Annotated in this window: 22 protein-coding genes; 7 read left to right on the top strand and 15 right to left on the bottom strand. The window is 66.5% G+C overall.

What is annotated here, in order from left to right; all coding sequences use genetic code 11:
* The first annotated feature begins 27 nt into the window (after nucleotides 1-27).
* The 3 genes from KDW55_RS15325 to KDW55_RS15335 all read left to right on the top strand — a co-directional run bounded on the left by KDW55_RS15325 (nucleotide 28) and on the right by KDW55_RS15335 (nucleotide 2,676).
* A complete protein-coding gene (locus KDW55_RS15325; RefSeq protein WP_059547699.1) occupies nucleotides 28-1,212 on the top strand; it encodes a tetratricopeptide repeat protein in 1,185 nt (394 codons plus the stop codon).
* 238 nt (nucleotides 1,213-1,450) lie between these two features.
* The gene (gene mscL / locus KDW55_RS15330) at nucleotides 1,451-1,882 is read left to right on the top strand and encodes a large conductance mechanosensitive channel protein MscL (protein WP_040144445.1); all 432 of its coding nucleotides are present in this window, start codon (nucleotides 1,451-1,453) and stop codon (nucleotides 1,880-1,882) included.
* Nucleotides 1,883-2,229: 347 nt separating this feature from the next.
* Complete coding sequence (locus tag KDW55_RS15335) at nucleotides 2,230-2,676, top strand: hypothetical protein (RefSeq protein WP_175684806.1); 447 nt, start codon at nucleotides 2,230-2,232, stop codon at nucleotides 2,674-2,676.
* 76 nt (nucleotides 2,677-2,752) lie between these two features.
* Here the strand turns inward: KDW55_RS15335 and KDW55_RS15340 are convergent, their stop codons facing one another.
* Nucleotides 2,753-3,643: an NAD(P)-dependent oxidoreductase gene (locus tag KDW55_RS15340; RefSeq protein WP_212160206.1), complete on the bottom strand. Its 891-nt coding sequence runs from the start codon at nucleotides 3,641-3,643 to the stop codon at nucleotides 2,753-2,755.
* 145 nt (nucleotides 3,644-3,788) lie between these two features.
* Here KDW55_RS15340 and KDW55_RS15345 point away from each other — a divergent pair, with 145 nt between their 5' ends.
* Nucleotides 3,789-3,998, top strand: coding sequence for a dodecin (locus KDW55_RS15345; RefSeq protein WP_006755984.1), 210 nt, complete (start codon nucleotides 3,789-3,791; stop codon nucleotides 3,996-3,998).
* 223 nt (nucleotides 3,999-4,221) lie between these two features.
* Nucleotides 4,222-5,151, top strand: coding sequence for a LysR substrate-binding domain-containing protein (locus tag KDW55_RS15350; RefSeq protein ID WP_040144447.1), 930 nt, complete (start codon nucleotides 4,222-4,224; stop codon nucleotides 5,149-5,151).
* Nucleotides 5,152-5,292: 141 nt separating this feature from the next.
* On the opposite strand, the gene KDW55_RS15355 is transcribed toward KDW55_RS15350, so the two are convergent.
* The gene (locus tag KDW55_RS15355; protein ID WP_040144448.1) at nucleotides 5,293-6,705 is read right to left on the bottom strand and encodes an 8-oxoguanine deaminase; all 1,413 of its coding nucleotides are present in this window, start codon (nucleotides 6,703-6,705) and stop codon (nucleotides 5,293-5,295) included.
* Between the two features lie 522 nt (nucleotides 6,706-7,227).
* On the opposite strand from KDW55_RS15355, the gene uraH reads away from it, so the two are divergent.
* The gene (gene uraH, locus KDW55_RS15360; RefSeq protein ID WP_011657188.1) at nucleotides 7,228-7,581 is read left to right on the top strand and encodes a hydroxyisourate hydrolase; all 354 of its coding nucleotides are present in this window, start codon (nucleotides 7,228-7,230) and stop codon (nucleotides 7,579-7,581) included.
* Nucleotides 7,582-7,635: 54 nt separating this feature from the next.
* Nucleotides 7,636-8,829, top strand: a complete 1,194-nt coding sequence (locus tag KDW55_RS15365; protein ID WP_040144449.1) for a urate hydroxylase PuuD — start codon at nucleotides 7,636-7,638, stop codon at nucleotides 8,827-8,829.
* A gap of 99 nt (nucleotides 8,830-8,928) precedes the next feature.
* Here the strand turns inward: KDW55_RS15365 and KDW55_RS15370 are convergent, their stop codons facing one another.
* The 13 genes from KDW55_RS15370 to KDW55_RS15430 all read right to left on the bottom strand — a co-directional run bounded on the left by KDW55_RS15370 (nucleotide 8,929) and on the right by KDW55_RS15430 (nucleotide 21,576).
* Nucleotides 8,929-10,296 (bottom strand): hypothetical protein, encoded by a 1,368-nt coding sequence (locus KDW55_RS15370; RefSeq protein WP_212160208.1) that lies wholly within the window; start codon nucleotides 10,294-10,296, stop codon nucleotides 8,929-8,931.
* Nucleotides 10,297-10,497: 201 nt separating this feature from the next.
* The gene (locus tag KDW55_RS15375; RefSeq protein ID WP_040144451.1) at nucleotides 10,498-11,010 is read right to left on the bottom strand and encodes an ureidoglycolate lyase; all 513 of its coding nucleotides are present in this window, start codon (nucleotides 11,008-11,010) and stop codon (nucleotides 10,498-10,500) included.
* Nucleotides 11,007-12,020: an allantoicase gene (gene alc, locus KDW55_RS15380; RefSeq protein ID WP_069241499.1), complete on the bottom strand. Its 1,014-nt coding sequence runs from the start codon at nucleotides 12,018-12,020 to the stop codon at nucleotides 11,007-11,009. The genes KDW55_RS15375 and alc overlap by 4 nt, the downstream gene beginning before the upstream one ends.
* Nucleotides 12,021-12,082: 62 nt before the next feature.
* Nucleotides 12,083-12,604 carry a 2-oxo-4-hydroxy-4-carboxy-5-ureidoimidazoline decarboxylase gene (uraD, locus tag KDW55_RS15385; protein ID WP_040144453.1) on the bottom strand — a complete coding sequence of 174 codons (522 nt, stop codon included), beginning with the start codon at nucleotides 12,602-12,604 and terminating at the stop codon, nucleotides 12,083-12,085.
* Entirely contained in the window at nucleotides 12,601-13,554 is a 954-nt protein-coding gene (puuE, locus tag KDW55_RS15390; protein ID WP_040144454.1) for an allantoinase PuuE, read from the bottom strand. Before puuE ends, uraD begins: the two co-directional genes overlap by 4 nt.
* A 150-nt stretch (nucleotides 13,555-13,704) precedes the next feature.
* A complete protein-coding gene (locus KDW55_RS15395; RefSeq protein WP_212160209.1) occupies nucleotides 13,705-14,541 on the bottom strand; it encodes an aspartate/glutamate racemase family protein in 837 nt (278 codons plus the stop codon).
* Between the two features lie 10 nt (nucleotides 14,542-14,551).
* Nucleotides 14,552-16,036, bottom strand: a complete 1,485-nt coding sequence (locus KDW55_RS15400; RefSeq protein WP_212160210.1) for an NCS1 family nucleobase:cation symporter-1 — start codon at nucleotides 16,034-16,036, stop codon at nucleotides 14,552-14,554.
* A 148-nt stretch (nucleotides 16,037-16,184) separates the two neighbouring features.
* Nucleotides 16,185-16,880 (bottom strand): GntR family transcriptional regulator, encoded by a 696-nt coding sequence (locus tag KDW55_RS15405; protein ID WP_212160211.1) that lies wholly within the window; start codon nucleotides 16,878-16,880, stop codon nucleotides 16,185-16,187.
* A gap of 319 nt (nucleotides 16,881-17,199) precedes the next feature.
* Nucleotides 17,200-18,138, bottom strand: a complete 939-nt coding sequence (gene ldcA / locus KDW55_RS15410) for a muramoyltetrapeptide carboxypeptidase (protein WP_040144458.1) — start codon at nucleotides 18,136-18,138, stop codon at nucleotides 17,200-17,202.
* Between the two features lie 107 nt (nucleotides 18,139-18,245).
* Nucleotides 18,246-18,827: a tRNA adenosine(34) deaminase TadA gene (gene tadA / locus KDW55_RS15415; protein WP_212160212.1), complete on the bottom strand. Its 582-nt coding sequence runs from the start codon at nucleotides 18,825-18,827 to the stop codon at nucleotides 18,246-18,248.
* The gene (locus tag KDW55_RS15420; RefSeq protein ID WP_040144459.1) at nucleotides 18,824-19,225 is read right to left on the bottom strand and encodes a DnaJ family domain-containing protein; all 402 of its coding nucleotides are present in this window, start codon (nucleotides 19,223-19,225) and stop codon (nucleotides 18,824-18,826) included. Before KDW55_RS15420 ends, tadA begins: the two co-directional genes overlap by 4 nt.
* A 272-nt stretch (nucleotides 19,226-19,497) precedes the next feature.
* Complete coding sequence (locus KDW55_RS15425) at nucleotides 19,498-20,715, bottom strand: MFS transporter (RefSeq protein ID WP_212160213.1); 1,218 nt, start codon at nucleotides 20,713-20,715, stop codon at nucleotides 19,498-19,500.
* Between the two features lie 252 nt (nucleotides 20,716-20,967).
* The gene (locus KDW55_RS15430; RefSeq protein ID WP_212160214.1) at nucleotides 20,968-21,576 is read right to left on the bottom strand and encodes a 2'-5' RNA ligase family protein; all 609 of its coding nucleotides are present in this window, start codon (nucleotides 21,574-21,576) and stop codon (nucleotides 20,968-20,970) included.
* Nucleotides 21,577-21,715: the final 139 nt, after the last annotated feature.

Genomic DNA, 21,715 nt, shown 5'->3' on the forward strand with positions numbered 1-21,715 from the left:
AGACGGGCGCTCGCGCCCGGTTCGACCATGAAGAAATCTCTCGCCGCACTTGGCTTCTCGCTGATGCTGCTGTCGTCCGCCGCATTTGCGGTCCCGTCGCTGCAGCAAGTCGAGCAGTCGATCGCACAACGCGACTGGCAGCGCGCCGACACGCAGCTGTCGCAAGTCATCGACGCCCATCCGAACAACGCGCATGCGCGCTACCTGTACGCGCAGGTGCTGGACCGTGAAGGCCGCGCATCCGACGCACTCGCACAGCTGCAGAAAGCGAAGTCGCTCGATCCGCAATTGCGCTTCACCGACGCGACGCGCTTCGCGCAGACCGAATCGCGCATTCGCGCGGATGCCGCGCGCATCGCGGGCAACGCGCCGGCCGCGACACAGAGCGGTGCGTTGCAATCGTCGCTCGCGCCGACGGTGCCGCCGGCTAAACATGGCCCGTCGACCGGCATGTGGATCGGCCTCGGGCTGATCGTCGCGATCGTCGCGCTGGTGCTGCGCTGGACGCTGCGGCGTGCGCGCAAGGCCGACGACGGCCGCGCCGACGACGAACGCCGCACGCAGTTAAAGCGCGCGACCGACGTACTGAACGACATCCGTCCGCTGAAGCTCGATGCGAAGCTGTCGACGGCGCCCGGCGCCGCCGCGCTCACCGGCGAGCTCGAAGGCATCGAGAACGACGCACGTACGCTCGTCGAAACGCTTTCCAACGGCAAGAACCCGGTGCCGCCCTATCGGCTCGACGAACTCGAACAGCGTCATGCGAGCGTGAAGGCGCGCGTCGAAGGCCGGCCCGATCCGGCCGCGCAACCGGCGGCGCCTGCAAGCGGCAGCGGCTCCGTGTACGCGCAGGAAGCAGATCGCGTGACCGGCGCGCAAGGCCAGCCGTATCAGCAGCCACCGTACCCGCAACAGCCATATCCGCCGCAGTATCCGCAACAGCAGCCGCCTGTCGTAATCCAGCAAGGCGGTGGTTTCGGTGGCGGCATGGGCGGGCTGCTGACCGGCGTGCTGCTCGGCGAAGCGATGTCCGGCGGCCGCGAGCGCGTGGTCGAACGCGACGTGATCGTCGACGATCAGCGCCGGCGCCAGGAAAGCAACGATCCGGGCTTCGACCTCGGCCGCGGCGACGATTCGAACTGGAGCGACGGCAACGGCGGCGGCGTCGATCTCGGCAGCAACGACGACGGCTGGACCGACGACAACACCTGAGCATCGAGCATGCGGGCGCCGGCCTGTCACGCGGCGCCCGCTGTCGTGTACTCCGCGCTTCCTGTCAATTCCGCTCGGGCCGCCCCCCTGATTTGTCAATCATTTCAAGATGGGCTACCGGCAATGGGGCACGTTCGCTATCATGCGGCACATCGGCGTGCCTCCGATCCCACCAGACGCTTCGCAGCCCTGCGCGTCGCGGCACGCCTCCCGTCGCCCAACCAGGAGAAAGCCGCTCATGAGCATAATCAAGGAATTCAAGGAGTTCGCCGTCAAAGGCAACGTGATGGATCTCGCCGTCGGCGTGATCATCGGTGGCGCATTCTCGAAGATCGTCGACTCGGTCGTAAAAGACCTGATCATGCCGGTGATCGGCGTACTGACCGGCGGTCTGGATTTCTCGAACAAGTTCGTTCTGCTCGGCACCATCCCGCCGTCGTTCAAGGGTAATCCCGATTCGTTCAAGGACCTGCAGGCCGCGGGCGTCGCCGTATTCGGCTACGGCTCGTTCATCACCGTGGCGATCAACTTCGTGATCCTGGCGTTCATCATTTTCCTGATGGTGAAATTCATCAACAAGCTGCGCAAGCCGGAAGCAGCCGCACCGGCCGCGACGCCGGAAGACGTGCTGCTGCTGCGCGAGATCCGCGATTCGCTCAAGCAGCGCTGAGCATCGCGCCACGCCGCAGTCGCCGGGCCCGCCACGTGCGGGCCTTTTCGTTTTTCACGGGCACGCATCGTGCGTCGCCGCAAGCGGGCCTTCACACTTTTTTGTGACGCGCGAATGCACGCGCGGGAAAAGCAGGTCTATGATGGAGACTAAACGACAGTACGGGCGCCAAGACGCTGGCTGTGTCGATCATCGTGGCAGGCGGGTCGACGGGAGACATTGATCGTCGTACCGCACGAGTGCAGCATTTTCGTGTGCTATAAAGGATCGACATGCGGCGTACATAGCCGGGAGTGGGTCGCATGAAAGTGCCGCATTTCTTGCAATTGTTTTTGAGGCGAGTGTTTATGTCCTTCCCGAAAAAACGTCGACGTGCGCAACAGGATGGCCAGGAGTCATTCCTCGCGGTATTGCGTCACGCGAAACCGTTCGCACAGCTCGACACCAAGATTGCCCGCGCTCGTGCGCAGGACGAACCCGTCCTCTACGCGCATGTGCTGCCCGGCCTCGACGTGCTCCTGTGCAGCGTGCGCGGCGCGCAGCCGCCCTACCCGGCCATCGCCGAATTGCGCAAACGCTGCATCGAATCGATCGCCAACGCACTCGAGCAGCCGCTCGACGGCCTCGAGAACGGCGGCTACTGGTATGAGGCGAACGGCTTCGGCTTCCTCGTATTCGCGAGCCGCGCCCGCGCGCGCATCCTGCCCGAATTTGGTGCAGGCACGAAGGCGAGCCTGCGCGGCGGCCTCGGGCGTCAGAACGCAGGCGACACGACACCGCGTTCACTCGGCTGACGATACCGACACGATGGGCCGCCTCCGCGCGGCCCATCGGCCATTCAGGTTTCCCGTTTCGCCGTTGCCGCGATCATCACGCCCCGCCGCGCCGGTGGCCTGGCCGCACGATGTCGATGAACGCGGCGAAATCGGCACCGGCCAGTCCTTGCGCCGCCCCCAGCCGCAATACCTGCTGCACCGTCGCCGATACCGGCATCACCGCGCCCGTGTCCCGCGCCGCGTCGGCAATTGCATCGACGTCCTTCTGAAACGTGGCAAGCGCGCCGATCGACGGGTGGCCGCCCGACGTCATCCGCGGCACGAACGTCTGCAACAGCACCGAATCCGCCCAGCCGCCCGCGAGTGCATCGGCCAGGCGAGCGGCATCGATGCCGCTTGCCTGCGCGAGCCCGACCGCCTCGGCGATCGCGGTCACCGTCGCGGTGACGATCGCCTGGTTGCACAGCTTCGCGGTCTGGCCCGCGCCGGCGCCGCCCATGTGCGTAATGCGTGACGCGTACGTGTCGATCAACGGTCGCACCGCGTCGAGGTCGGCCGCAGCGCCGCCCGCCATCACCGCGAGCGTGCCTGCTTGCGCGCCGGGCACACCGCCCGACACCGGGGCATCGATCCAGCCGACGTTCAGTGCGGCCGCGCGCGCCGCATAGTCGCGCGTCGCGGCGGGTGCAATGCTCGAATGGTCGACGATGCGCGTCAGCCGGCGCGCATTCGCATCGCCGGCAAGGAGGCCGTGTTCGCCGAATACGACATCGCCAACCGCACGGCCGTCGAGCACGCATACGAACACCGTATCGACGCGCTCGGCCAGTTCGCGCGGCGTGTCGACCACCTGAGCGCCGTCCTGTTCCAGCGCTTCGGCCTTGCCGCGCGTGCGGTTCCATACGCTGACCCGATGGCCCGCGGCCAGCAAATGCCGAATCATCGGCGCGCCCATCAATCCCGGTCCGCAAAATCCGACTTCCACGATCGTCCTCGTCTCCAATTTGGGTTGCACTTGGCGCCCATCATACCTATCACTCAAGAAGCCGGACACGCGCGGCGCCGCTGCGGGCCCGCACCTTGCACCGGCTGCACACATCGACACACGTCGACATCACAGGGAGCGCATCATGAGCGACCACGTCTACAAGCTGATCGAACTGACCGGCTCGTCGCGGCAATCGTGCGACGACGCCATCCGCAACGCGATCTCGAAAGCAGGCAAGACGCTGCACAACCTGCACTGGTTCCAGGTGACCGAAACGCGCGGCCACATCGAAGGCGACCAGGTGATCCACTGGCAGGTCACGCTGAAGGTCGGCATGCGCATCGACGACTGACGCGCCGCGCGCGTCACGCGCGGCGCCGGACCTGCCGGATGCGTGCAACGCGCATCCGCACGACGTCGCGTCCGCCTGCATTCCACCCGTTCGGCCTTCTTCGCGAGGCCCGGCCGGTGAGCGTCTGCGGGTATCCATCTCTTGACGCTGGTTTTCGTTCATATTAAAAACCATATACCCACCTCCCCCCTCGATCAGCCCGGACATATAAACTGGAGAAACCATGAGTCAGCAACGCGAGGCGATCGACACGTACCTCTTGCGCGTCTTGCACACCTTGTTGATGGAGCGCAGCGTCACGCGCGCGGCCGTCAAACTGAACCAGTCGCAGCCGGCGATCAGCGCCGCACTGCGGCGCCTGCGCGACATCACCGGCGACCCGCTGCTGGTGCGCGGCAAGTCCGGCATGGTCCCGACCGAATACGGACTGCGCCTGCTCGAGCCGGTGCAGAATGCGCTGCGCGAAATCGAGCGCATCAAGTTTCAACAGCACAATTTCGATCCGGCCACGTCGATCCGCTGCTATCGGATCGGCTGTCCCGACTACCTGAACGTGCTGTTCGTGCCGACGGTCGTCGAACGATTCCGCCAGGCCGCGCCGAATGCGACACTCGAGTTTCACTCGCTCGGCCCCGCGTTCGACTACGAGCTCGCGCTGGAAGACGGCAAGCTCGACATCGTCGTCGGCAACTGGCCGGAGCCGCCCGAGCAACTGCACCTGTCGAATCTGTTCGTCGACGAAATCGTCTGCCTGATGAGCAATACGCACCCGTTCGCGAAGCGCGGCGGGCTCACGCTCGACCAGTACCTGAACGCGCCGCATCTCGCGCCGACGCCGTACTCGGTCGGCCAGCGCGGCGCGATCGACGTGCACCTCGCGCGCGAACGGCTCAAGCGCCACGTGGTCGTCACGCTGCCGTACTTCAACCTCGCACCGTACGTGCTGGTGAAGTCCGACCTGATCTTCACGACGACGCGCCTGTTCGCCGATCATTACGCGAAGTTCCTGCCGCTGTCGGTCGTGCCGGCGCCGCTCGATTTCCCGCCGATGCAGTACTACCAGCTGTGGCACGAACGCTGCCACTACTCCGACGAAGTGCGCTGGCTGCGCGGCCTCGTCGCGGAAGCGACCCGCACGCTGATCGAGGCGTGATCGCATCCGGCGCGCGCCGCGCGCACCGGTCGTGCGGTCGCGCAATGACCCGGTGCGCTGCGCGGCCGGTGGCGGCCGCAGTCGGCGGCCCGCGGTGCGCGCGCGCCGCGCAACGGCCGGCGGGACCGCCCCGCCGATGCATCAGCGCGACGCTTCCACCAGCGCGTGCGCGAGCGCGTTGTGACGTTCGATGATCGGAGGCAGATCGAGCGTCGCGACGCGCCCTTCACGTACCACCACCTTCCCGTTCACCACCGTGTACGCCGTCTGCGACGGCGCGCAGAACACCAGCGCCGCGACCGGATCGTGCAGCGCGCCCGCGAACAGCGGCTGGCGCAGGTCGAATGCGGCGAAGTCCGCAGCCATGCCGGGCTTCAGCGCGCCGATGTCGTCGCGGTTCAGCACCTTCGCGCCGCCGAGCGTCGCAATCTCGAGCGCCTCGCGTGCAGTCATCGCATCGGGTCCGAAGCCGACCCGTTGCAGCAGCAGCGCCTGACGCACTTCCGCGACCATTTGCGCGCCGTCGTTCGACGCGGAACCGTCGACGCCGAGGCCGACGGGCACACCCGCAAGCCGCATTTTCTTCACCGGCGCGATACCGGACGCGAGCCGCATGTTCGAGCACGGACAATGCGCGACGCCGGTGCCGGTGCGCGCGAACAGCCCGATGCCCGCATCGTCGAGTTGCACGCAGTGCGCGTGCCACACGTCGTGGCCGACCCAGCCGAGATCTTCCGCGTATTCGGCGGGCGTCATCCCGAACCTTTCGCGGCTGTACGCGATGTCGTTGGCGTTCTCGGCCAGATGTGTGTGCAGCGACACGCCGTAGTCGCGTGCGAGCACGGCCGCGTCGCGCATCAGGCCGCGGCTCACCGAAAACGGCGAGCACGGCGCAACGACCACGCGCAGCATCGCGTAGCGGCCTTCGTCGTGATAGGTCTCGATCAGGCGCTGCGCGTCGCGCAGGATGTCGGGCTCGCGCTCGACGACCGAATCCGGCGGCAGCCCGCCGTCGCGCTGGCCGACACTCATCGCGCCGCGGCTCGCGTGAAAGCGCATGCCGATCCGGTGCGCGGCGCCGATGCTGTCGTCGAGGCGGCTGCCGTTCGGATAGATGTACAGATGGTCGCTCGACGTCGTGCAACCCGACTGCAGCAGCTCGGCCATCGCGGTCAGCGTCGACACTTCGATCATCTCCGGTGTCAGATGCGCCCAGATCCGGTACAGGTTCGTAAGCCAGCCGAACAGCTCCGCGTTCTGCGCCGCCGGCACCGCGCGCGTGAGGCTCTGGTACATGTGGTGGTGCGTGTTCACGAGCCCGGGGATCACGAGGTGGCCGCGCAGGTCGAGCACTTCGTCGGCCGTGTCGGGCAGCTCGGCGCTCGAGCCGACCGCGACGATCCGGTTGTCTTCGATGTACAGCCCGGCATCGCGCAGTTCGCGACGCGCGTCATCCATGGTCACGAGCACGTCGGCGTGCTTGACCAGCAGGGTTTTCGGGCGGGATGAGGATGGGTGCGGCGCGCGTGCGCCGGCGTGCTGCTCGAGGTTCATGCGTTCTCCGCGTCGTTCCGCCCCCGGGAACCGCTCCCGGAGGCCATCACAAAGCCGTTCGAACGCTGATTCGCGGCACGCCCCGGTGCCTGCGTCCGTTCGAACGCGCTGGCCCGGTTACCCGGCGTGCATGCCGTCTTCGGGGTACACGCGGACTTGAGCCCGACGCGCACGGCCGCAGCATCGCGCAAGCGCGCGCCGCGCACAATGCGCGATCCGGAATACCGCGCTTCACGGATCCGATATGTTACGCCGCGCGCAGGCCGCGCCAGCCGCGGTAATGCGAGGCGATCCGCTGCCGCAACCGGATGCCCGGCGACCGTCGACAGCCGTTCATGCGCGGCGCATTATCTTTGATATCGCGCCCGTATTTGCGCGGGGAACCTTTTTACAATGCCTGCACGGCGCTCGCTTCAATCTCGCCGACGGGTATGTAGCCACGTGACGTGGAGCCTCGATCCGCCGCACAGTCAATGGATCGAGCTGCCGCCGAACCTCGCATTCACACAAGGACAACTGCGAATGGGAAAGCTCACTACCCACGTACTCGATACGGCACACGGTCGCCCTGGCGCCGCCATCAAGGTGGACCTCTACGCGCTCGACGGCGAATCGCGCCGCGCGATCAAGACCGTGCTGACCAATAGCGACGGCCGCTGCGACGAACCGCTGCTCGAAGGCGCGGCACTCGCCGCCGGCGAATACGAACTCGTGTTCCATGCCGGCGACTACTTCGCGTCGCTCGGCGTGAAGGTGCCGGAACCGCGCTTCGTCGACCGCGTCGTGCTGCGCTTCGGCATCGCGGACACTGCATCGCACTACCACGTGCCGCTGCTCGTGTCGCCGTGGTCGTACAGCACCTATCGCGGCAGCTGACACACGCATCGGCGCCCCGCATCAAACACAACGAATTGAGTCTGGAGGAGTTTCATGGAAGGCTTCATCACCGACTGGCTGAACCTCGCGCTGCGATGGCTGCACGTCATCGTCGCCATCGCGTGGATCGGCGAGTCGTTCTATTTCGTCGCACTGGACAACAGCCTGAAACCGCCGACCGACGCGAACCAGCGCAAGCGCGGGGTGTTCGGCGAGCTGTGGCACGTGCACGGCGGCGGCTTCTACAACATGCAGAAGTACACGGTCGCCCCGCCGGAAATGCCCGAGGACCTGCACTGGTCGAAGTGGCCGTCGTACACGACGTGGCTGTCGGGCTTCTCGCTGTTCTTCGTGCTGTACCTGCTCGCACCGAACACGTACCTGATCGACAAGAGCGTGCTCGACATGGGCCCCGTCGTCGCAGTCGCATCCGCACTCGGCTTCCTCGCGGCCGGCTGGATCGTCTACGACTCGCTGTGCCGGATCCTCGGCACCAACGATCGCGTGCTCGGCATCTGCGTCGGCGTCTACGTCGTGATCGCCGCTTACCTCGCCTGCCACATCTTCGCTGGCCGCGCGGCGTACCTGATCGTCGGCGCGATGCTCGCGACGATCATGTCGGCGAACGTGTTCTTCGTGATCATCCCCGGCCAGCGCAAGATGGTCGACAAGATGCTCAAGGGCGAAGAGCCGAACCCGATCTACGGCAAGCGCGGCAAGCAGCGTTCGGTGCACAACACGTACTTCACGCTGCCGGTCGTGTTCGCGATGCTGTCGAACCACTATGCGATGACCTACACGAACAAGTTCAACTGGGTCGTGCTCGTGCTGATCATGCTGGCTGGCGCGCTGATCCGCCAGTTCTTCGTGATGCGTCACCGCGGTCAGCAGCTGTGGTACCTGCCGATCGGCGGCGTCGCGCTGCTGTCGGGCGCGCTGGTGTGGACGATGCCGAAGCCGGTCGCGCCGGAAGCGCAGGCGGCGAACGCACCGAAGGTCGCGATCAACGACATCATGCCGATCCTGCAGCAGCGCTGTGTCGAGTGTCACTCGGCGAAGCCGACGCTGATGGGCAGTGCGCCCGCCGGCGTGATGTTCGATACGCCCGACGAAGTATCGAAAAACGCGCAGCGAATCTACGAACAGGCCGTGCGCCTGAAGGCGATGCCGATCGGCAACGTCACGCACATGACCGACGACGAGCGCGTGAAGCTCGCCGCGTGGTTCGAGGGTGGCGCGGCGAAGTAAGCGCTACGTTTGCACGTCGCCTGAACGACAGGCCCGCTTCGGCGGGCCTGTTTTTTTTACGTGGTCGTGCCGCCCCGACGGCAACGTCGAGCCGCACGGTCAGCCCGCCGCATAACGCGACGCGTAGCTTGCCTTGCGTGCAGCAAGCTGAGCGGCCCGCTCCGCCGGCGTGACATAACGCATCGTCGCAGGCAGGACCGAGCGCAGGTTCGCCAGCTTCACGAGCGTCGCATGCGCGGACGGCGCCGCGCCGGTCGACGCCGCGGGCACACCCTGCCAGCGCAGGTTCAGAAAGCCTGCGTGGATGCCGACCGTATCCACCCAGTTGTAGACGCCCGGATCGGTCGGTGACACGACGAACGTGAACGTACCATCCGGATTCGCCACCGCCTGGCGATTGTTCAACGACTGCGTGTGATCGACGTAGTCGGTCGTGATCAGCCAGCGGCCGTATGCGGGTGCGATGAAGTACTTCGCGCCGCCAAGGTCGACCTGCACCACCAGCGCTTCGTCGTCGGCAATCCGGAATGCGCTGTAGGTGGCCGCCTGCGTCGACAGGCGTCCGGCGGAACCGCCGAGCGACACGGGCGGAATTGTATTGACCGGCTGTGCGTTCGCGAGCGCGTTGTAGCCGGCGAACGTGCCGCCATTGGCGACTTGCGCGGCCAACCTGGCGATCATGTCGTGCCTGGTCGGCGCCGCTGCCGTCGAAGCGCCTGACACGCGTTCGACGGACAGATCGTCGAATTGCTGCACGCCCCATTCACCAACGGTATCGCGAATGAAAAACGACGACGCCGTCGTCGGCAACGTAACGTGATTGCCGGTGCCGTCCGCCGCGCCCGAATCGGCGGTGATGACGAAGCCGCCGTCCGCTTCGACGCGCAGTTGATCGCCGCTCAGATTCGACAGCGTCGTGTGACGGCCATCCCACAGGCTGACGTTGCTGTCGACCGGTCCGTCGCGATGCACCCTGCCGCGAATCACGTAACGCAGCGCGGGGTCGACCGGAAAGCTCCGATAAATCGTGTCCGGATTGTCGAACGTCGTGCGCGAGCCGGGTACGTCGATGCCGAACCACTTGTGCGGCGCGGCAAGCCCCGAGATCATCTTCGGTGCATTCGGGTCCTGGTTCGTGATCGCAAGTGCGCTCGACATCGCCGATTCATCGACAGCCGTCTGCAGATAGGCGAGCGACTCGTCCGGTACGCCGCCGACCGCCTGGGCGGCGGCCAGCCATTGCGCCTTCAGCGTCGCCTTCGCCTGCACGACCGCAGGCGCGTTCACCAGCTCGAGCGCGAGCTTTTCTGCGGCAATCTGGTCGGGTGTCGCGAGCGGATTCGCGCTGCGCGCTGCGTTCGTGCCTGTCGCGGCGAAGACGTCGCCGTCGCTGCCGCCGCAGCCGGCGAGCGTCAGCACGGCCGCCGCCATTGCAGCGGCCGCGACGATCGGGATTCTTCGGTTCATGTCGGGATGTTCGTGGGGCGAGGACGACGTTGGAGGATCCGGAACACATCGGCCCGACGGGCCGACAAAGCGCTCAAGATACCGGTCCCGGCCTTCGCGGCGAACCAACGATACGGAATATGCCAAGTCTCGGCGCGCGGCCCCAAAACGAACAAAGCCCGCGCATCATGCGCGGGCTCGCCGGACAACGCAGGTTCAAACTCAGGCCGTCACTGCATCGAGCGCGTCCTCGGTGAGCCACAGCGATTCAGGCAGGTCCTGCTCGTTCAGGTTCAACCCGTCGCCGCCGCGATCGACGACGATGAAGTCGCTGACGCCGCCCAGCGCGATCAACGGGTGATGCCACACGCCCTTCGCGTAGTTGACGCCCTGCCACCCGCTCGTCACGAACGCGCGAATCTTCGAAGGATCGAGATCGCCGGCGGGCGCGACGACGACCAGATACGGCTGGTCGTTCAGCGGCACGAACGCCTGGCTGCCAAGCGGATGGCGCTCGAGCATCTTCACTTCGAACGGCAGCGTGCGCGGCTGGCCGCGGAACAGGTTGATGAGCGTGCGGCCGTTTTCATCCGCCACGTCGACGTTCGCGAGATCGTGAAAGCGGGTCGTCGTGCCGAGATTGATCGGAATCTGCTTCGCGCCTTCGGTCTCGATCACGTCGCCGAACGGTGCGAATGCTGCTTTGGTCAGCGGTTCGATTGCAAGCGTCTTCATTTGTCCAGCGTCCCCCACAGACGCAAGCGCGACACGCCGCCGTCCGGAATGATGTTCAGGCGCACGTGGGTCACCGGGCCCAGCGATGCGATGTCCTGTTCGAAGTAATGCTGCTTGTCCATCTGGAGCTTCTGCTCGCCGAGCAGCACCGGCCAGAACATCGATTGCGTAATCAGCGAGGTGTCGGTGCCGCCGGACACATACGCCGCCTGGATCGAGCAGCGGTCCGGATAGTTGCCCTTGAAGAACGCGGTATCGACTTCGATCTTGCGGATCACGCCCGGCTGCGCGAGCGCGATGATCGCCCAGTCGTTGCCCGGTTCGCGGCGGCGGCGCGTTTCCCAGCCGTCGCCCATGTTCACGCCGCGGCCGGGCAGCAGCAGGTTCGACGCGACGCCGAAGTGCTGGTTGTTCGCGGCCACCACGTAGCCGCCGTTTTCCATCGCTGCGAGGTCGAACAGCTCGGTCGCGCTCGCGCCCGCCCAGTCGAGTTGCGGCTGACCGTACACGCGCAGGCGCGCGATGCCGCCGTCCGGGTAGATGTTCACGCGCAGATGCGTGAACGCACGTGCGTCGCTTGCCGCGACGTAGTGATGGCTGTTGCCCTGCAGCGTCGTCGACGGCACGATCTCGACCCACTCGGTCGCGTGCGTCGGCGCGCCGTCGGCCACGAAAGCGGCCTCGACCGATGCGGCCGGGGGGAAGTTGCCGGTGAAATGGCTCGTGTCGATGTCGAAACCCTTGATCACGCCCGGCCGCGCGAGCTTGACGATGCACCAGTCGTAGCCCGTCGTCCGCTTGCGGCGCGTCTCCCAGCCGTCCATCCACTTGCCATGGTCGTCGTACTTGCCCGGGATGAACACCGCCGGCTCCGGGTTCAGCATCCGCTCCTTCGGCGCGAAGAAGTCGTCGCTCGCCTCGAGCGCCTGCGCGCCGAGACGCGGGTCGGCAAGGTTCACGTAGCGCCGCGTGAAATCGGGGGCATCGGGATCGAGAAGCGGAACAGCCATGATGTTTCCTTGTTTCAGTGATGCGATCGGGCCGCTGCGACGCAGCAGCCCGCGTTGCGGTGTCACGCGTCGATCAGGTCGTCGAGGCGAAAGCGTGCGATCCGGTAGATCTGGTCGAGGCTGGCGCGCAATTCCTCGTCGCGCGAATGATTCACGCGCGACTCGAAGTTCGCGATGATGCCGTGGCGGTCGTAGCCGCGCACCGCGAGGATGAACGGGAAACCGAATTTCTCGCGATACGTGCGGTTCAGCGTCAACAGCTTGTCGAACTCTTCCTGCGTGCACTGGTCGAGGCCCGCGCCGCTCTGCTCGCGCGTCGACTCGGCCGTCAGCTCGCCGCGCACCGCGGCCTTGCCGGCCAGTTCCGGGTGGGCGTTGATCAGCGCGAGCTGGCGCGCGTCGCCTGCGGTTTCGACCGCGTCCGACATCGTCCGGTGCAGCGCGTCGATGCTCGCGAACGGCCGCTTGCCCGCCGCAACCTCGGCCACCCACGGCGAATGTTCGAAGATCCCGGACAGCGCCGCGACGAATGCGCCCGGCGCCATCGTGTTCAGTTGCTCCAACGTGTAACGCATCGCCTTCATGCTTTCCCTTCGTTTCGATGATTGGGCTGATACGGATGATGTTCGCGCCAGTGACGCGCGATATCGACACGGCGCGTCACCCATACGCGATCGTGCTTCTCGATGTGATCGAGGAAACGCTGCAGCCCGCGGAAACGCCCAGGCCGGCCCAGCAGCCGGCAGTGCATGCCGATCGACAGCATCTTCGGCGCATCGTCGCCCTCCGCGTACAGCACGTCGAACGCGTCGCGCAGATACTGGAAGAAGTGATCGCCCGTGTTGAAGCCCTGCGGCGTCGCGAAGCGCATGTCGTTCGTGTCGAGCGTGTACGGCACGATCAGCTGCGGCGTCGTACCGCCGCCCGACACTTCGACGTCCATCCAGAACGGCAGATCGTCGCCGTAGTTGTCGGAGTCGTACAGGAAGCCGCCGTATTCGGCGACGAGACGATGCGTGTTAGGGCTGTCGCGGCCGGTGTACCAGCCGAGCGGACGCTCGCCCGTCACGCGCTCGATCGCTTCCATCCCGAGTCGCATGTGCTCGGCCTCGAGCTCGGGCGTCATGCTCTGGTAGTGAATCCAGCGCCAGCCGTGGCACGCGATCTCGTGACCGAGTTCGACGAACGCACGCGCAAGCTCCGGATGACGTTCGATCGCCATGCCGACACCGAACACCGTCAGCGGCAGCCCGCGCTTCTCGAATTCGCGCAGGATGCGCCACACGCCCGCACGCGACCCGTACTCGTAGATCGATTCCATGCTCATGTGGCGGTCTGGATACGCGGCCGCGCCGACGATTTCGGACAGGAACTGTTCGGAGCCCGGATCGCCGTGCAGCACGCAGTTCTCGCCGCCCTCCTCGTAATTCAGCACGAATTGCACGGCAACACGGGCGCGCCCGGGCCAGTTCGCCTGCACGGGATGGCGGCCGTAGCCGATCAGGTCGCGAGGATAGTTGGGATCGAGTGACATGGGTTCGAAATGCGGCGAAAGCGCGCTGAAATAATGGGTTCGCATCGGCCGGCGCAGGCGCCGGAGGCCGGCCGCGCGGGCCGATGCGATGACGGCCCAGTGTAGCGAAAAGGTTCATACGCGCCCATACAGCCGCGCAGATAGTGCGTGTCAGACGGAGTGTATGTGCGGCTGCGGCAAATCCGGCCCGGGTTCCCCCACGCCGTTGCCGTTGCGCGCGGCGGCGTCCGGCGGCACGGCTGCCGACGCGTCGTCCGGCGGGCTGAAGCGTGCGAATTCGCCGTCATAGCGCTTCGGCAGCGGCCGCGCATAATCGCCGCGCTTCGCGGTCGCGAGGCGCAGCGACACGAGCGCCTCGGCCCATTTCACGGCTGCCGTGACGCCCTCGACCACCGGCGCGCCGATCTGCTGCTCGATCTCGTGCGCGAATTCGGCCATCCCCGCGCAGCCGAGCACGATCGCGTCGGCGCCGTCCTCGTCGAGCGCGCGCCGGCATTCGTCGACGATGATCCGCCGTGCGGCCGAACCTGGCCGGTCGAGCTCGAGCACCGCGACGTCGGTCGCGCGTACGTTGCGGCAGAACCGCTTCATCCCGTAGCGTTCGGCGAGATGCCACGCCATCCCGCAGGTGCGCGCAAGCGTCGTGACGACCGAGAAGCCCGGCGCGAGCACGCTCGCCGCGTGCATCGCCGCCTCCGCGATCCCGATCACGGGCCCGCGGGCGACCTCGCGCGCCGCGTACAGTCCGGGATCGCCGAAACACGCAATCACGTACGCATCGAAGCCGTCACGCTCGCCCTGCGCGATCTCGGCGAGCAGCCCGGGCGTCGCGAGCGCCTCGTCGTAATAGCCTTCGATCGACGGCGGCCCCATCGGCGGGCTCACCGCGACGATCGCCGTGCCCGCGGCCGCGACCTCGCGCGCGCAGCGGCCCATCGCATCGGTCATCCGCTGCGTCGTATTCGGATTGATCAGCTTGATCTTCATCGCGCGCTCCTCACGACTTCGTGCTAACGAGCAGCCGGTAGAACGCGAAACCGAGCGCCGCGCCGATGAACCACGAGAAGTTCGCGAGCGCCTCCCAGCCCGGCATCATCACGCAGATCACGGCAATCACCGCGGCCGGCAACAGCGCGGCGAGCGCGCGGCGGTTCACGCCGCCCGTGTACCAGTAGCTGCCGCTCTCCGACATCGTGTACAGGTCGTCGCGCACGAGGCGGCCCCGCTTCACGAGATAGAAGTCGGCGATCAGCACGCCGTACAGCGGGCCGATGAACGCGCCGAGCACGTCGAGCGTGTAGTGGATCACCGCCGGATTGTTGAACAGGTTCCACGGCGTGATGAAGATCGACGCGACGGCCGCGAGCATGCCGCCCGCGCGCCAGCTGATCAGCCGCGGTGCGACGTTCGAGAAATCGAACGCGGGCGACACGAAGTTCGCGACGATGTTGATGCCGATCGTCGCGATCGTGAAGGTCAGCGCGCCGAGGATCACGGCGGTCGGATGGTCGATGCGGCCGACCGTCGCGACGGGATCGGTGATCAGTTCTCCGAATACCGGCAGCGTCGCGGCCGTGGTGATCACCGTGACGAGCGAGAACGCGAGGAAGTTGACCGGCAGCCCCCAGAAATTGCCGCGCTTCACGTCGCCGAACGTGCGGCAGTAGCGCGAGAAGTCGCCGAAATTCAGCATCGGCCCCGAGAAATACGACACGACGAGCGATACGGCCGTGATCATCACCGGAATCACTTCCGCGCCGTGATATTTGACGCCGCCGAGGTTGATCCCGATGTTGCGCCAGCCCGCACGCCACACCATGTAGCCCGCCAGCATGAACATCACGACGTAGACTGCCGGCCCGGCGAAGTCGATGAACTTCTTGATCGTCTCCATCCCGTTCCAGAACACGAATGCCTGCAGCACCCACAGCAGCATGAAGCCGGCCCACCCGAGCGCCGACAACCCGAGAAAGCCGTAGCGATGGACGTCCGCGTAAGGCATCCATTGCGGAAAGAACTTCAGCACGACGATCACGAGCGCGCTGGACGCGAGATAGGTCTGGATGCCGTACCACGCGATCGCGATCAACCCGCGAATCACGGCCGGCACGTTCGCGCCGAGCACGCCGAAGGTTGCGCGGCATGCGACCGGATAAGGCACGCCGATTTGCTGGCTCGGCCGCGCGATCAGGTTGCACAGGCGGTTCACGATCGTGATGCCGACGATCAGCGCGATCAACACCTGCCAGCTTGTCAGACCGAGTGCGAACAGGCTGCCCGCGAACACGTACCCGCCGACGCTGTGCACGTCCGACATCCAGAACGCGAAGATGTTGTATGCCCCCCATGTCTGATTCTTCAGGGGTGCCAAATCTTCGTTGTACAGACGTGGACTGTAACCGTCCGGCAACGCGGGGCCGCCGCCCTCGCCGCCTTCTTCCGCCGGATACGCGCTGTCGTGCGCCACACTGAACTGAGCCATGACTTCTCCTTGATGCGGCCGTGCGGCCGCTCCACCGTCATCGATATCGCTCCGGATCGTCGCCCGGAGTCGGACTGGCGGCCGGCGGCGCAAACCGCCGGCCTGGATTGCTCTTGTCGTGTGGCGCGCGGCCGGTTCGCGTCGCCGCTCAGGCGCCGCCGAACACCTCGCGCAAATCGACCTGCCCTTGCGCGGGCCGGTCCAGCATCTTCAGTTCGACATGCTGCAGGTGGTGCGCCATCAGCGCCGCCGCCCGCTTCGCGTCCCCCGCTTCCAGCGCGGCCAGGATCTCGTTGTGATCGTCGAACGAGCACGGACTGCGGCCGTGCGATTCGTACAGTGCCGACATCAGCGTCGAGCGTGCGACGAGCCCGTCGAGGCACTCGCAGAGCGTCGCATTGCCGACCAGCGCGGCGAGCGCCGTGTGGAATTCGCCCGACAGGCGGATCCACGCCGCGAAGTCGTGCCGCTCGAACGCGCGACGTTCCTTTTCGATCAACGCGGCGACGCCCTTCAGCCGCTTCGCGCCCGGCCCTGTCGCGAGCCGCTCGACGACGGCCAGTTCGATGATCCGGCGCATCTCGAACACCTCGTGCACATCCTGCAGCGTCGGACTCGCGACGAACGCACCGCGGTTCGGTTCGAGATCGACCAGCTTGTCGGTCGCGAGCTGCGCGAGTGCCTGCCGGATTGTCCCGCGCTTCACGCCGAATACTTCGCAGAGCTGCGCCTCCGTCAGCTTCGCGCCGGGCGCGAGCCGATGCTCGAGGATCGCGGTGCGGATCCGCTCGGCGATCGCTTCGGGGCCGGGCGTGCCGGACGGAGGGGAATCGGGCGCGTTCATGTTATGCCTCGTGTGATGGTCCTCATCCTAGGACGGACATAAAGATTGTCAACAATTCTTTTGGCTTATTGCGCACAATCAGCGTGCATCCGGTCGTACGAAATGGGTGCGCAATGCACGAAATCCAGGCACGACAAGCCTTTGATGCTTGTCCATGGCCGTTCATGGTGTATACCCGCCCGTTATTTTGTTGACAAAATTGGTGCACACCACGAAGTCGACCCAGTTTGGATGGATCGAAATTTTGGACCGTTAGTTGCGTATCGTATTGAAGAAAAAGGCGGAAGTCCCGCCTTTCGATGGTATCCGCCAATCCGGCTCAACCGAGATGCGGATAGTCCGACAGCGTCAGCCGGAAACCGTGCGCGTTCGCGACGAGCTGCGCTTGGGCGCCGAACGGCAGCGTCAGCAGATCGGGCACATGACCGAACTGCAGCCCCGTGACGACGGGAATTCCGACCACCGAGCGCACCTGGTCGATCATCGCCTGCATGTCGTAGCCGTTGTCGTACTCGAACGGCCGGGCACCCGTGAACTGCCCGAGCACGAGCGCCTGCTGGCGCGCAAGCAGCCCCGACAGGTGCAGCTGGTAAATCATGCGTTCGATCCGGAACGGCTGCTCGTTCACGTCCTCGATGAACAGGATGCCGCCGTCGATGTCCGGCATGTACGGCGTGCCGATCAGCGACGTCAGGATCGCGAGGTTGCCGCCCCACAGCGTGCCCGTCACGTTCGCCGTCTGCACCTGCGGCGCGTCGGCGACGATCGTCGTGGTCGGCTGCGACAGCGTCTGCCAGAAATGCCGCATCGTGAAGTCGCTTGGCGTCTCCGCGCCGAAGTCGGCCGACAGCATCGGGCCGCCGAACGTCTTGATGCGCGCCTTCGCGTACAACGCGAGCTGGATTGCGGTGAAGTCGCTGTGCCCGACCAGCGCGATCGGCTGGTCTCGCAACCGGCGCTCGAGCCCGCGGTAGTCGAGGCCGTGCAGGATCCGCGCGGCCCCGTAGCCGCCCCGCACCGCGAGCGCGATGTCCGGCAGCGGCCGCTCCGGGTCCGCCAGACGGTTCAGGTCGCCGGCACGCTCGCCGTCGGTGCCGCCGAAGCGCTGGAAGCGCCGCTGCGTCGCCTCGAGGTTCTCGATGCGATGCTGCGCCACGCTCAGGCGCTCCAGCGCGCGATTGATCGCGTCGGGATCATGCGGATAACCGGACGGCGCCAGCAGGCGGATGGTGTACGACGCGGCGGACTGGAAGGACATGGCGGAAGGTATCGGGTTCGTCAAACCTGCTTAGAGGGCCTGAACCGTCACGGGTTCATCGAAGCGCACGCGCCGCCCGCTCGGGGCCACGGCCGCGGCCGGGACGGTCATGCCGCGCCGGCTTCGGCGTCGCGGGCAAGCCGGGCCTCACGCAGCGCGCGGCGGCGCTCGGCGAAGAACGACTTCAGCGCCGCACCGCATTCGTCGGCGAGCACGCCGCCAGCCACTTCGGTATGGTGATTGAGCTGCGGATTCGCGAACGCATCGATTACGCTCCCGCATGCGCCGGTTTTCGGATCGGAGGCACCGTAGACGACGCGCGCGATCCGTGCGTGCATGATCGCGCCCGCGCACATCAGGCACGGCTCGAGCGTCACGTACAGCTCGCAGCCCGGCATCCGGTAGTTCTGCAAATGCTGCGCGGCCATGCGCAGCGCAGCCATTTCCGCGTGGGCAGACGGATCGTGACCGCCGATCGGGTGATTGAAACCGCGGGCGATTACTTCGTCGCCGCGCACGAGCACGGCGCCGACCGGCACTTCGCCGGCCGCCCGCGCCTCTTCCGCGGCGGCCTGCGCGAGCCGCATGAAATGCACGTCGCGCGCCGACACCGGCGCGGCCTCGGGAACGGGAGAGTCGGAAGGGACAGCAGATGCAGCGGCCGCGTCAGGCAGCGTGTCGGCCCTCACATCGTCCCCGCTTCGGCGGACGCATCGTCGAGCCCGCGCTCGCACAGACGTTCCGCGATGCGCCGGCAATAATCGCGCGGCATCACCATCGGGCCGCCACGCAGCGATTCGAGCGCCATGTCGAGCGCGAGGATCTTCGCCTGCAGCCGGCAGCGTGCGGCCCGGTCGCTAACCGCCTGCAATTCGTCCTGCAGGTTGCGCAGCGCGCGCAGTTGTTCGACGGCCGGTGGCACGAACCCCGCATTCTTGAGGATACGGTTGGCCACGCGTACCTCCTCGGGTACGAGCAGGTCGTCATCCAGCGCCTGCGGCGCGCCGGTACCCGGCAAATCGTCGAACTCGCCCCGCGCGGCGGCGGCGGCGATACGTTGTTCGACCAGTGCGTCAAGCAATCTCATCAGTCAATCGGAGCAAATGCGGCAGGCGAATTCTAGCAGGGTGACGTGCGTATGACAGGCCCTTCGAATGCATGTTCGACATTGCGTTTTTAGGGCACGAATCGCCGCGCATGCGTGCCGATCGCGGCGACTTGCCGCTGTGCTGCGACGCAGCGGGCTCCGCGCGAATTCGATGCCGCGCATGCACGCGATGTCGGGCGCGATATTTTTAGTTTCGTCATGCCGGACCGGCGGTCGTCACCCCGCGGAACTCGTCGCTCACCACGGCCCGATCACGCGGCAACGGGCCGCCGGCGCTCGCGCGGGAACGGCCGGAACATCGTCGCCACGCCGCATGCGCCGACACCGATCGCGAACGATCCGACGTAAAGCCAGCCGTAGCTGCCGAATGCATCGACGATCAGCCCGCCCGCGACCGGCCCCGCCGCCATCCCGAGGCTGCCGGCCATCGCGCACCCGCCGATCACGGTGCCCATCATCCGCAGCGGGAAATTCTCGCGCGCGAGCACCGCGTAGAGCGGCATCACGCCCGCATAGATGAAGCCGAACAGCGTCGCGACCGCGTAGAAGCCGTCGAGCGTGCGTACGAAGTAGTAGCCGAGCGCGCCCAGCGCCTGCGCGAGCAGTCCGGCGACCAGCATGCGCTTCGCGCCAACGCGGTCGCCCAGCAGCCCGAATGCGATCCGCCCGCCCATGCCGGCGAGCCCCTCGACGCTGTAGATCGACACCGCGGCGATCAGCGGAATCCCGCAGCTGACGGCGTAGCTGACCGTGTGGAAAATCGGGCCCGAGTGCGTCGCGCAGCAGAAAAAGTTGGTGAGCAGCAAAACGATGAACTGCGGCGAGCGCAGCGCGGCGCCTGCCGACAGCGGCACGGCCGCCGGCCCGCCTGCGTTCGCCGGTTCGGCGTGCGCCGTATCCAGCGCGGGCGCGCGCCGCACGAGCAACGATGCAGGAATCATCACAACCGCTGCCAGCACGGCGATCAGCAGCATCGACGTGCGCCAGCCGTGCGCCGACACGAGCCACGCGGCGAGCGGCGACATCGTCATCGGCGCCATCCCCATACCCGCCGACACGAGCGATACCGCGAGGCTGCGGTGCGTGTCGAACCAGCCGGTCACGCACGCCATCATCGGCGCGAAGATCGCTGCCGTTGCGCTGCCGACGGCCAGCCCGAACATCAGCTGGAACGCGAGCAGCGATGGCGCGCGGCTCGCGAGCGCCAGGCTCGCCGACAGCAGCACGGCACCCGTGATGACCACCGCGCGCGTGCCGATCCGGTCCGACAGGCTGCCCCAGCCGATGCTCGCGAACGCCATCGCGACGAAGCCGAGCGTCATTGCGGCGGAGATGCCGGTCATCGACCAGCCGGTGTCGCGTGCGATGGCCCGCAGAAACACGGGCAGCGAAAACATCGCACCGATCGCGACGCAGCTCAGCACGCCGCCCGCGGCGACGATCACCCAACGGTAGCGGGAATCACGCATCTGGCATCTCCTTTCTCCCGGTCTGCCGCGGGCTGGATGACGAAAGGGCGAATCGCGCTCGGTTCGCAACCTGCCGTCGATACCGATACGACGCACCACATGTCGAAAAATCGACACGCTCGGCGTGCGCCGACGCAAAAATCCGCTCGTCGCCCCATCGGTGCGGCCGACAACCGGCAGATCGACGGGCTCTCGCCGGCTTCTCGGGAGCCGGCGCCGCAGTGATTCCCGCAACGATGCGAAAGCGCGGCATCAATCCGGCGATGACCGCGACGACCCCGCACCCGCCAACGGCCAGCGCTCGACGATGTCGTAGCGGGTTCGGCCGAGCCAGCTGTGGATCATCACGAATTCGGACACGATCCAGGAAATCGGCTCAATCCTGTAGCGGCCGAGCCGTCGCTGCCCGTACAGCAACGTCATGTGAGGCGTGAAACGCGCGCGCGACACGCGCAGCCCCGCTTCGCCGAGCGCACCGCGGAGCCGTTGCCGAAACGCAACCAATTGGTCGAGCCCCGCGTCGCCCGTCAGCACCAGCGGGCAATGCGCGGGCCGTCCGTTGAAACTGACTAACTGATCGAAGGTGACGCGGAACGACCGCGCATCGATGCGGCGAGCCGCGGCGCACGCGCGGGCGAGCGTGGCGCCCGGCAGACGAGCAAAATCGCCGAGCGAATACAGCGTCACGTGCAGCCGCCCGGCGTGCAGCAGCCCGCGCCCGCCCGCATTCTCGCCATGGAGCCGCTGCGCGATGCCGGCGAGCCGCACGGCAGTGTCCGGGTCCGGCATCGCCGCGAAGAAAAAGCGGTGCTCGGCAACGGGAGGCGGCACATCAAGGCCGGGAAAGGTCAGCTGGATCACGGCAGCATGGTTAATACGCCGATGAACGAGCGTCCATTATGATTAATCGGACGAATCTGCGCATCGCGCAAAAAAACGCCCGGCAGGTTTCCCTGCCGGGCGTTTGCAGCGTTCGACGCCGCGACCGCCTACCGGTGCG

It is taken from the genome of Burkholderia sp. AU19243, from assembly GCF_018148075.1.
In the GTDB taxonomy this organism is placed as follows: Bacteria; Pseudomonadota; Gammaproteobacteria; order Burkholderiales; family Burkholderiaceae; genus Burkholderia; species Burkholderia latens_A.

Bases quoted from the DNA above. Each gene is read 5' to 3' on its own strand.
- KDW55_RS15325 (WP_059547699.1), top strand. From the start codon at position 28: ATGAAGAAATCTCTCGCCGCACTTGGCTTCTCGCTGATGCTGCTGTCG.
- mscL (WP_040144445.1), top strand. From the start codon at position 1,451: ATGAGCATAATCAAGGAATTCAAGGAGTTCGCCGTCAAAGGCAACGTG.
- KDW55_RS15335 (WP_175684806.1), top strand. From the start codon at position 2,230: ATGTCCTTCCCGAAAAAACGTCGACGTGCGCAACAGGATGGCCAGGAG.
- KDW55_RS15345 (WP_006755984.1), top strand. From the start codon at position 3,789: ATGAGCGACCACGTCTACAAGCTGATCGAACTGACCGGCTCGTCGCGG.
- KDW55_RS15350 (WP_040144447.1), top strand. From the start codon at position 4,222: ATGAGTCAGCAACGCGAGGCGATCGACACGTACCTCTTGCGCGTCTTG.
- KDW55_RS15355 (WP_040144448.1), bottom strand. From the start codon at position 6,705: ATGAACCTCGAGCAGCACGCCGGCGCACGCGCGCCGCACCCATCCTCA.
- uraH (WP_011657188.1), top strand. From the start codon at position 7,228: ATGGGAAAGCTCACTACCCACGTACTCGATACGGCACACGGTCGCCCT.
- KDW55_RS15365 (WP_040144449.1), top strand. From the start codon at position 7,636: ATGGAAGGCTTCATCACCGACTGGCTGAACCTCGCGCTGCGATGGCTG.
- KDW55_RS15370 (WP_212160208.1), bottom strand. From the start codon at position 10,296: ATGAACCGAAGAATCCCGATCGTCGCGGCCGCTGCAATGGCGGCGGCC.
- KDW55_RS15375 (WP_040144451.1), bottom strand. From the start codon at position 11,010: ATGAAGACGCTTGCAATCGAACCGCTGACCAAAGCAGCATTCGCACCG.
- alc (WP_069241499.1), bottom strand. From the start codon at position 12,020: ATGGCTGTTCCGCTTCTCGATCCCGATGCCCCCGATTTCACGCGGCGC.
- uraD (WP_040144453.1), bottom strand. From the start codon at position 12,604: ATGAAGGCGATGCGTTACACGTTGGAGCAACTGAACACGATGGCGCCG.
- puuE (WP_040144454.1), bottom strand. From the start codon at position 13,554: ATGTCACTCGATCCCAACTATCCTCGCGACCTGATCGGCTACGGCCGC.
- KDW55_RS15395 (WP_212160209.1), bottom strand. From the start codon at position 14,541: ATGAAGATCAAGCTGATCAATCCGAATACGACGCAGCGGATGACCGAT.
- KDW55_RS15400 (WP_212160210.1), bottom strand. From the start codon at position 16,036: ATGGCTCAGTTCAGTGTGGCGCACGACAGCGCGTATCCGGCGGAAGAA.
- KDW55_RS15405 (WP_212160211.1), bottom strand. From the start codon at position 16,880: ATGAACGCGCCCGATTCCCCTCCGTCCGGCACGCCCGGCCCCGAAGCG.
- ldcA (WP_040144458.1), bottom strand. From the start codon at position 18,138: ATGTCCTTCCAGTCCGCCGCGTCGTACACCATCCGCCTGCTGGCGCCG.
- KDW55_RS15420 (WP_040144459.1), bottom strand. From the start codon at position 19,225: ATGAGATTGCTTGACGCACTGGTCGAACAACGTATCGCCGCCGCCGCC.
- KDW55_RS15425 (WP_212160213.1), bottom strand. From the start codon at position 20,715: ATGCGTGATTCCCGCTACCGTTGGGTGATCGTCGCCGCGGGCGGCGTG.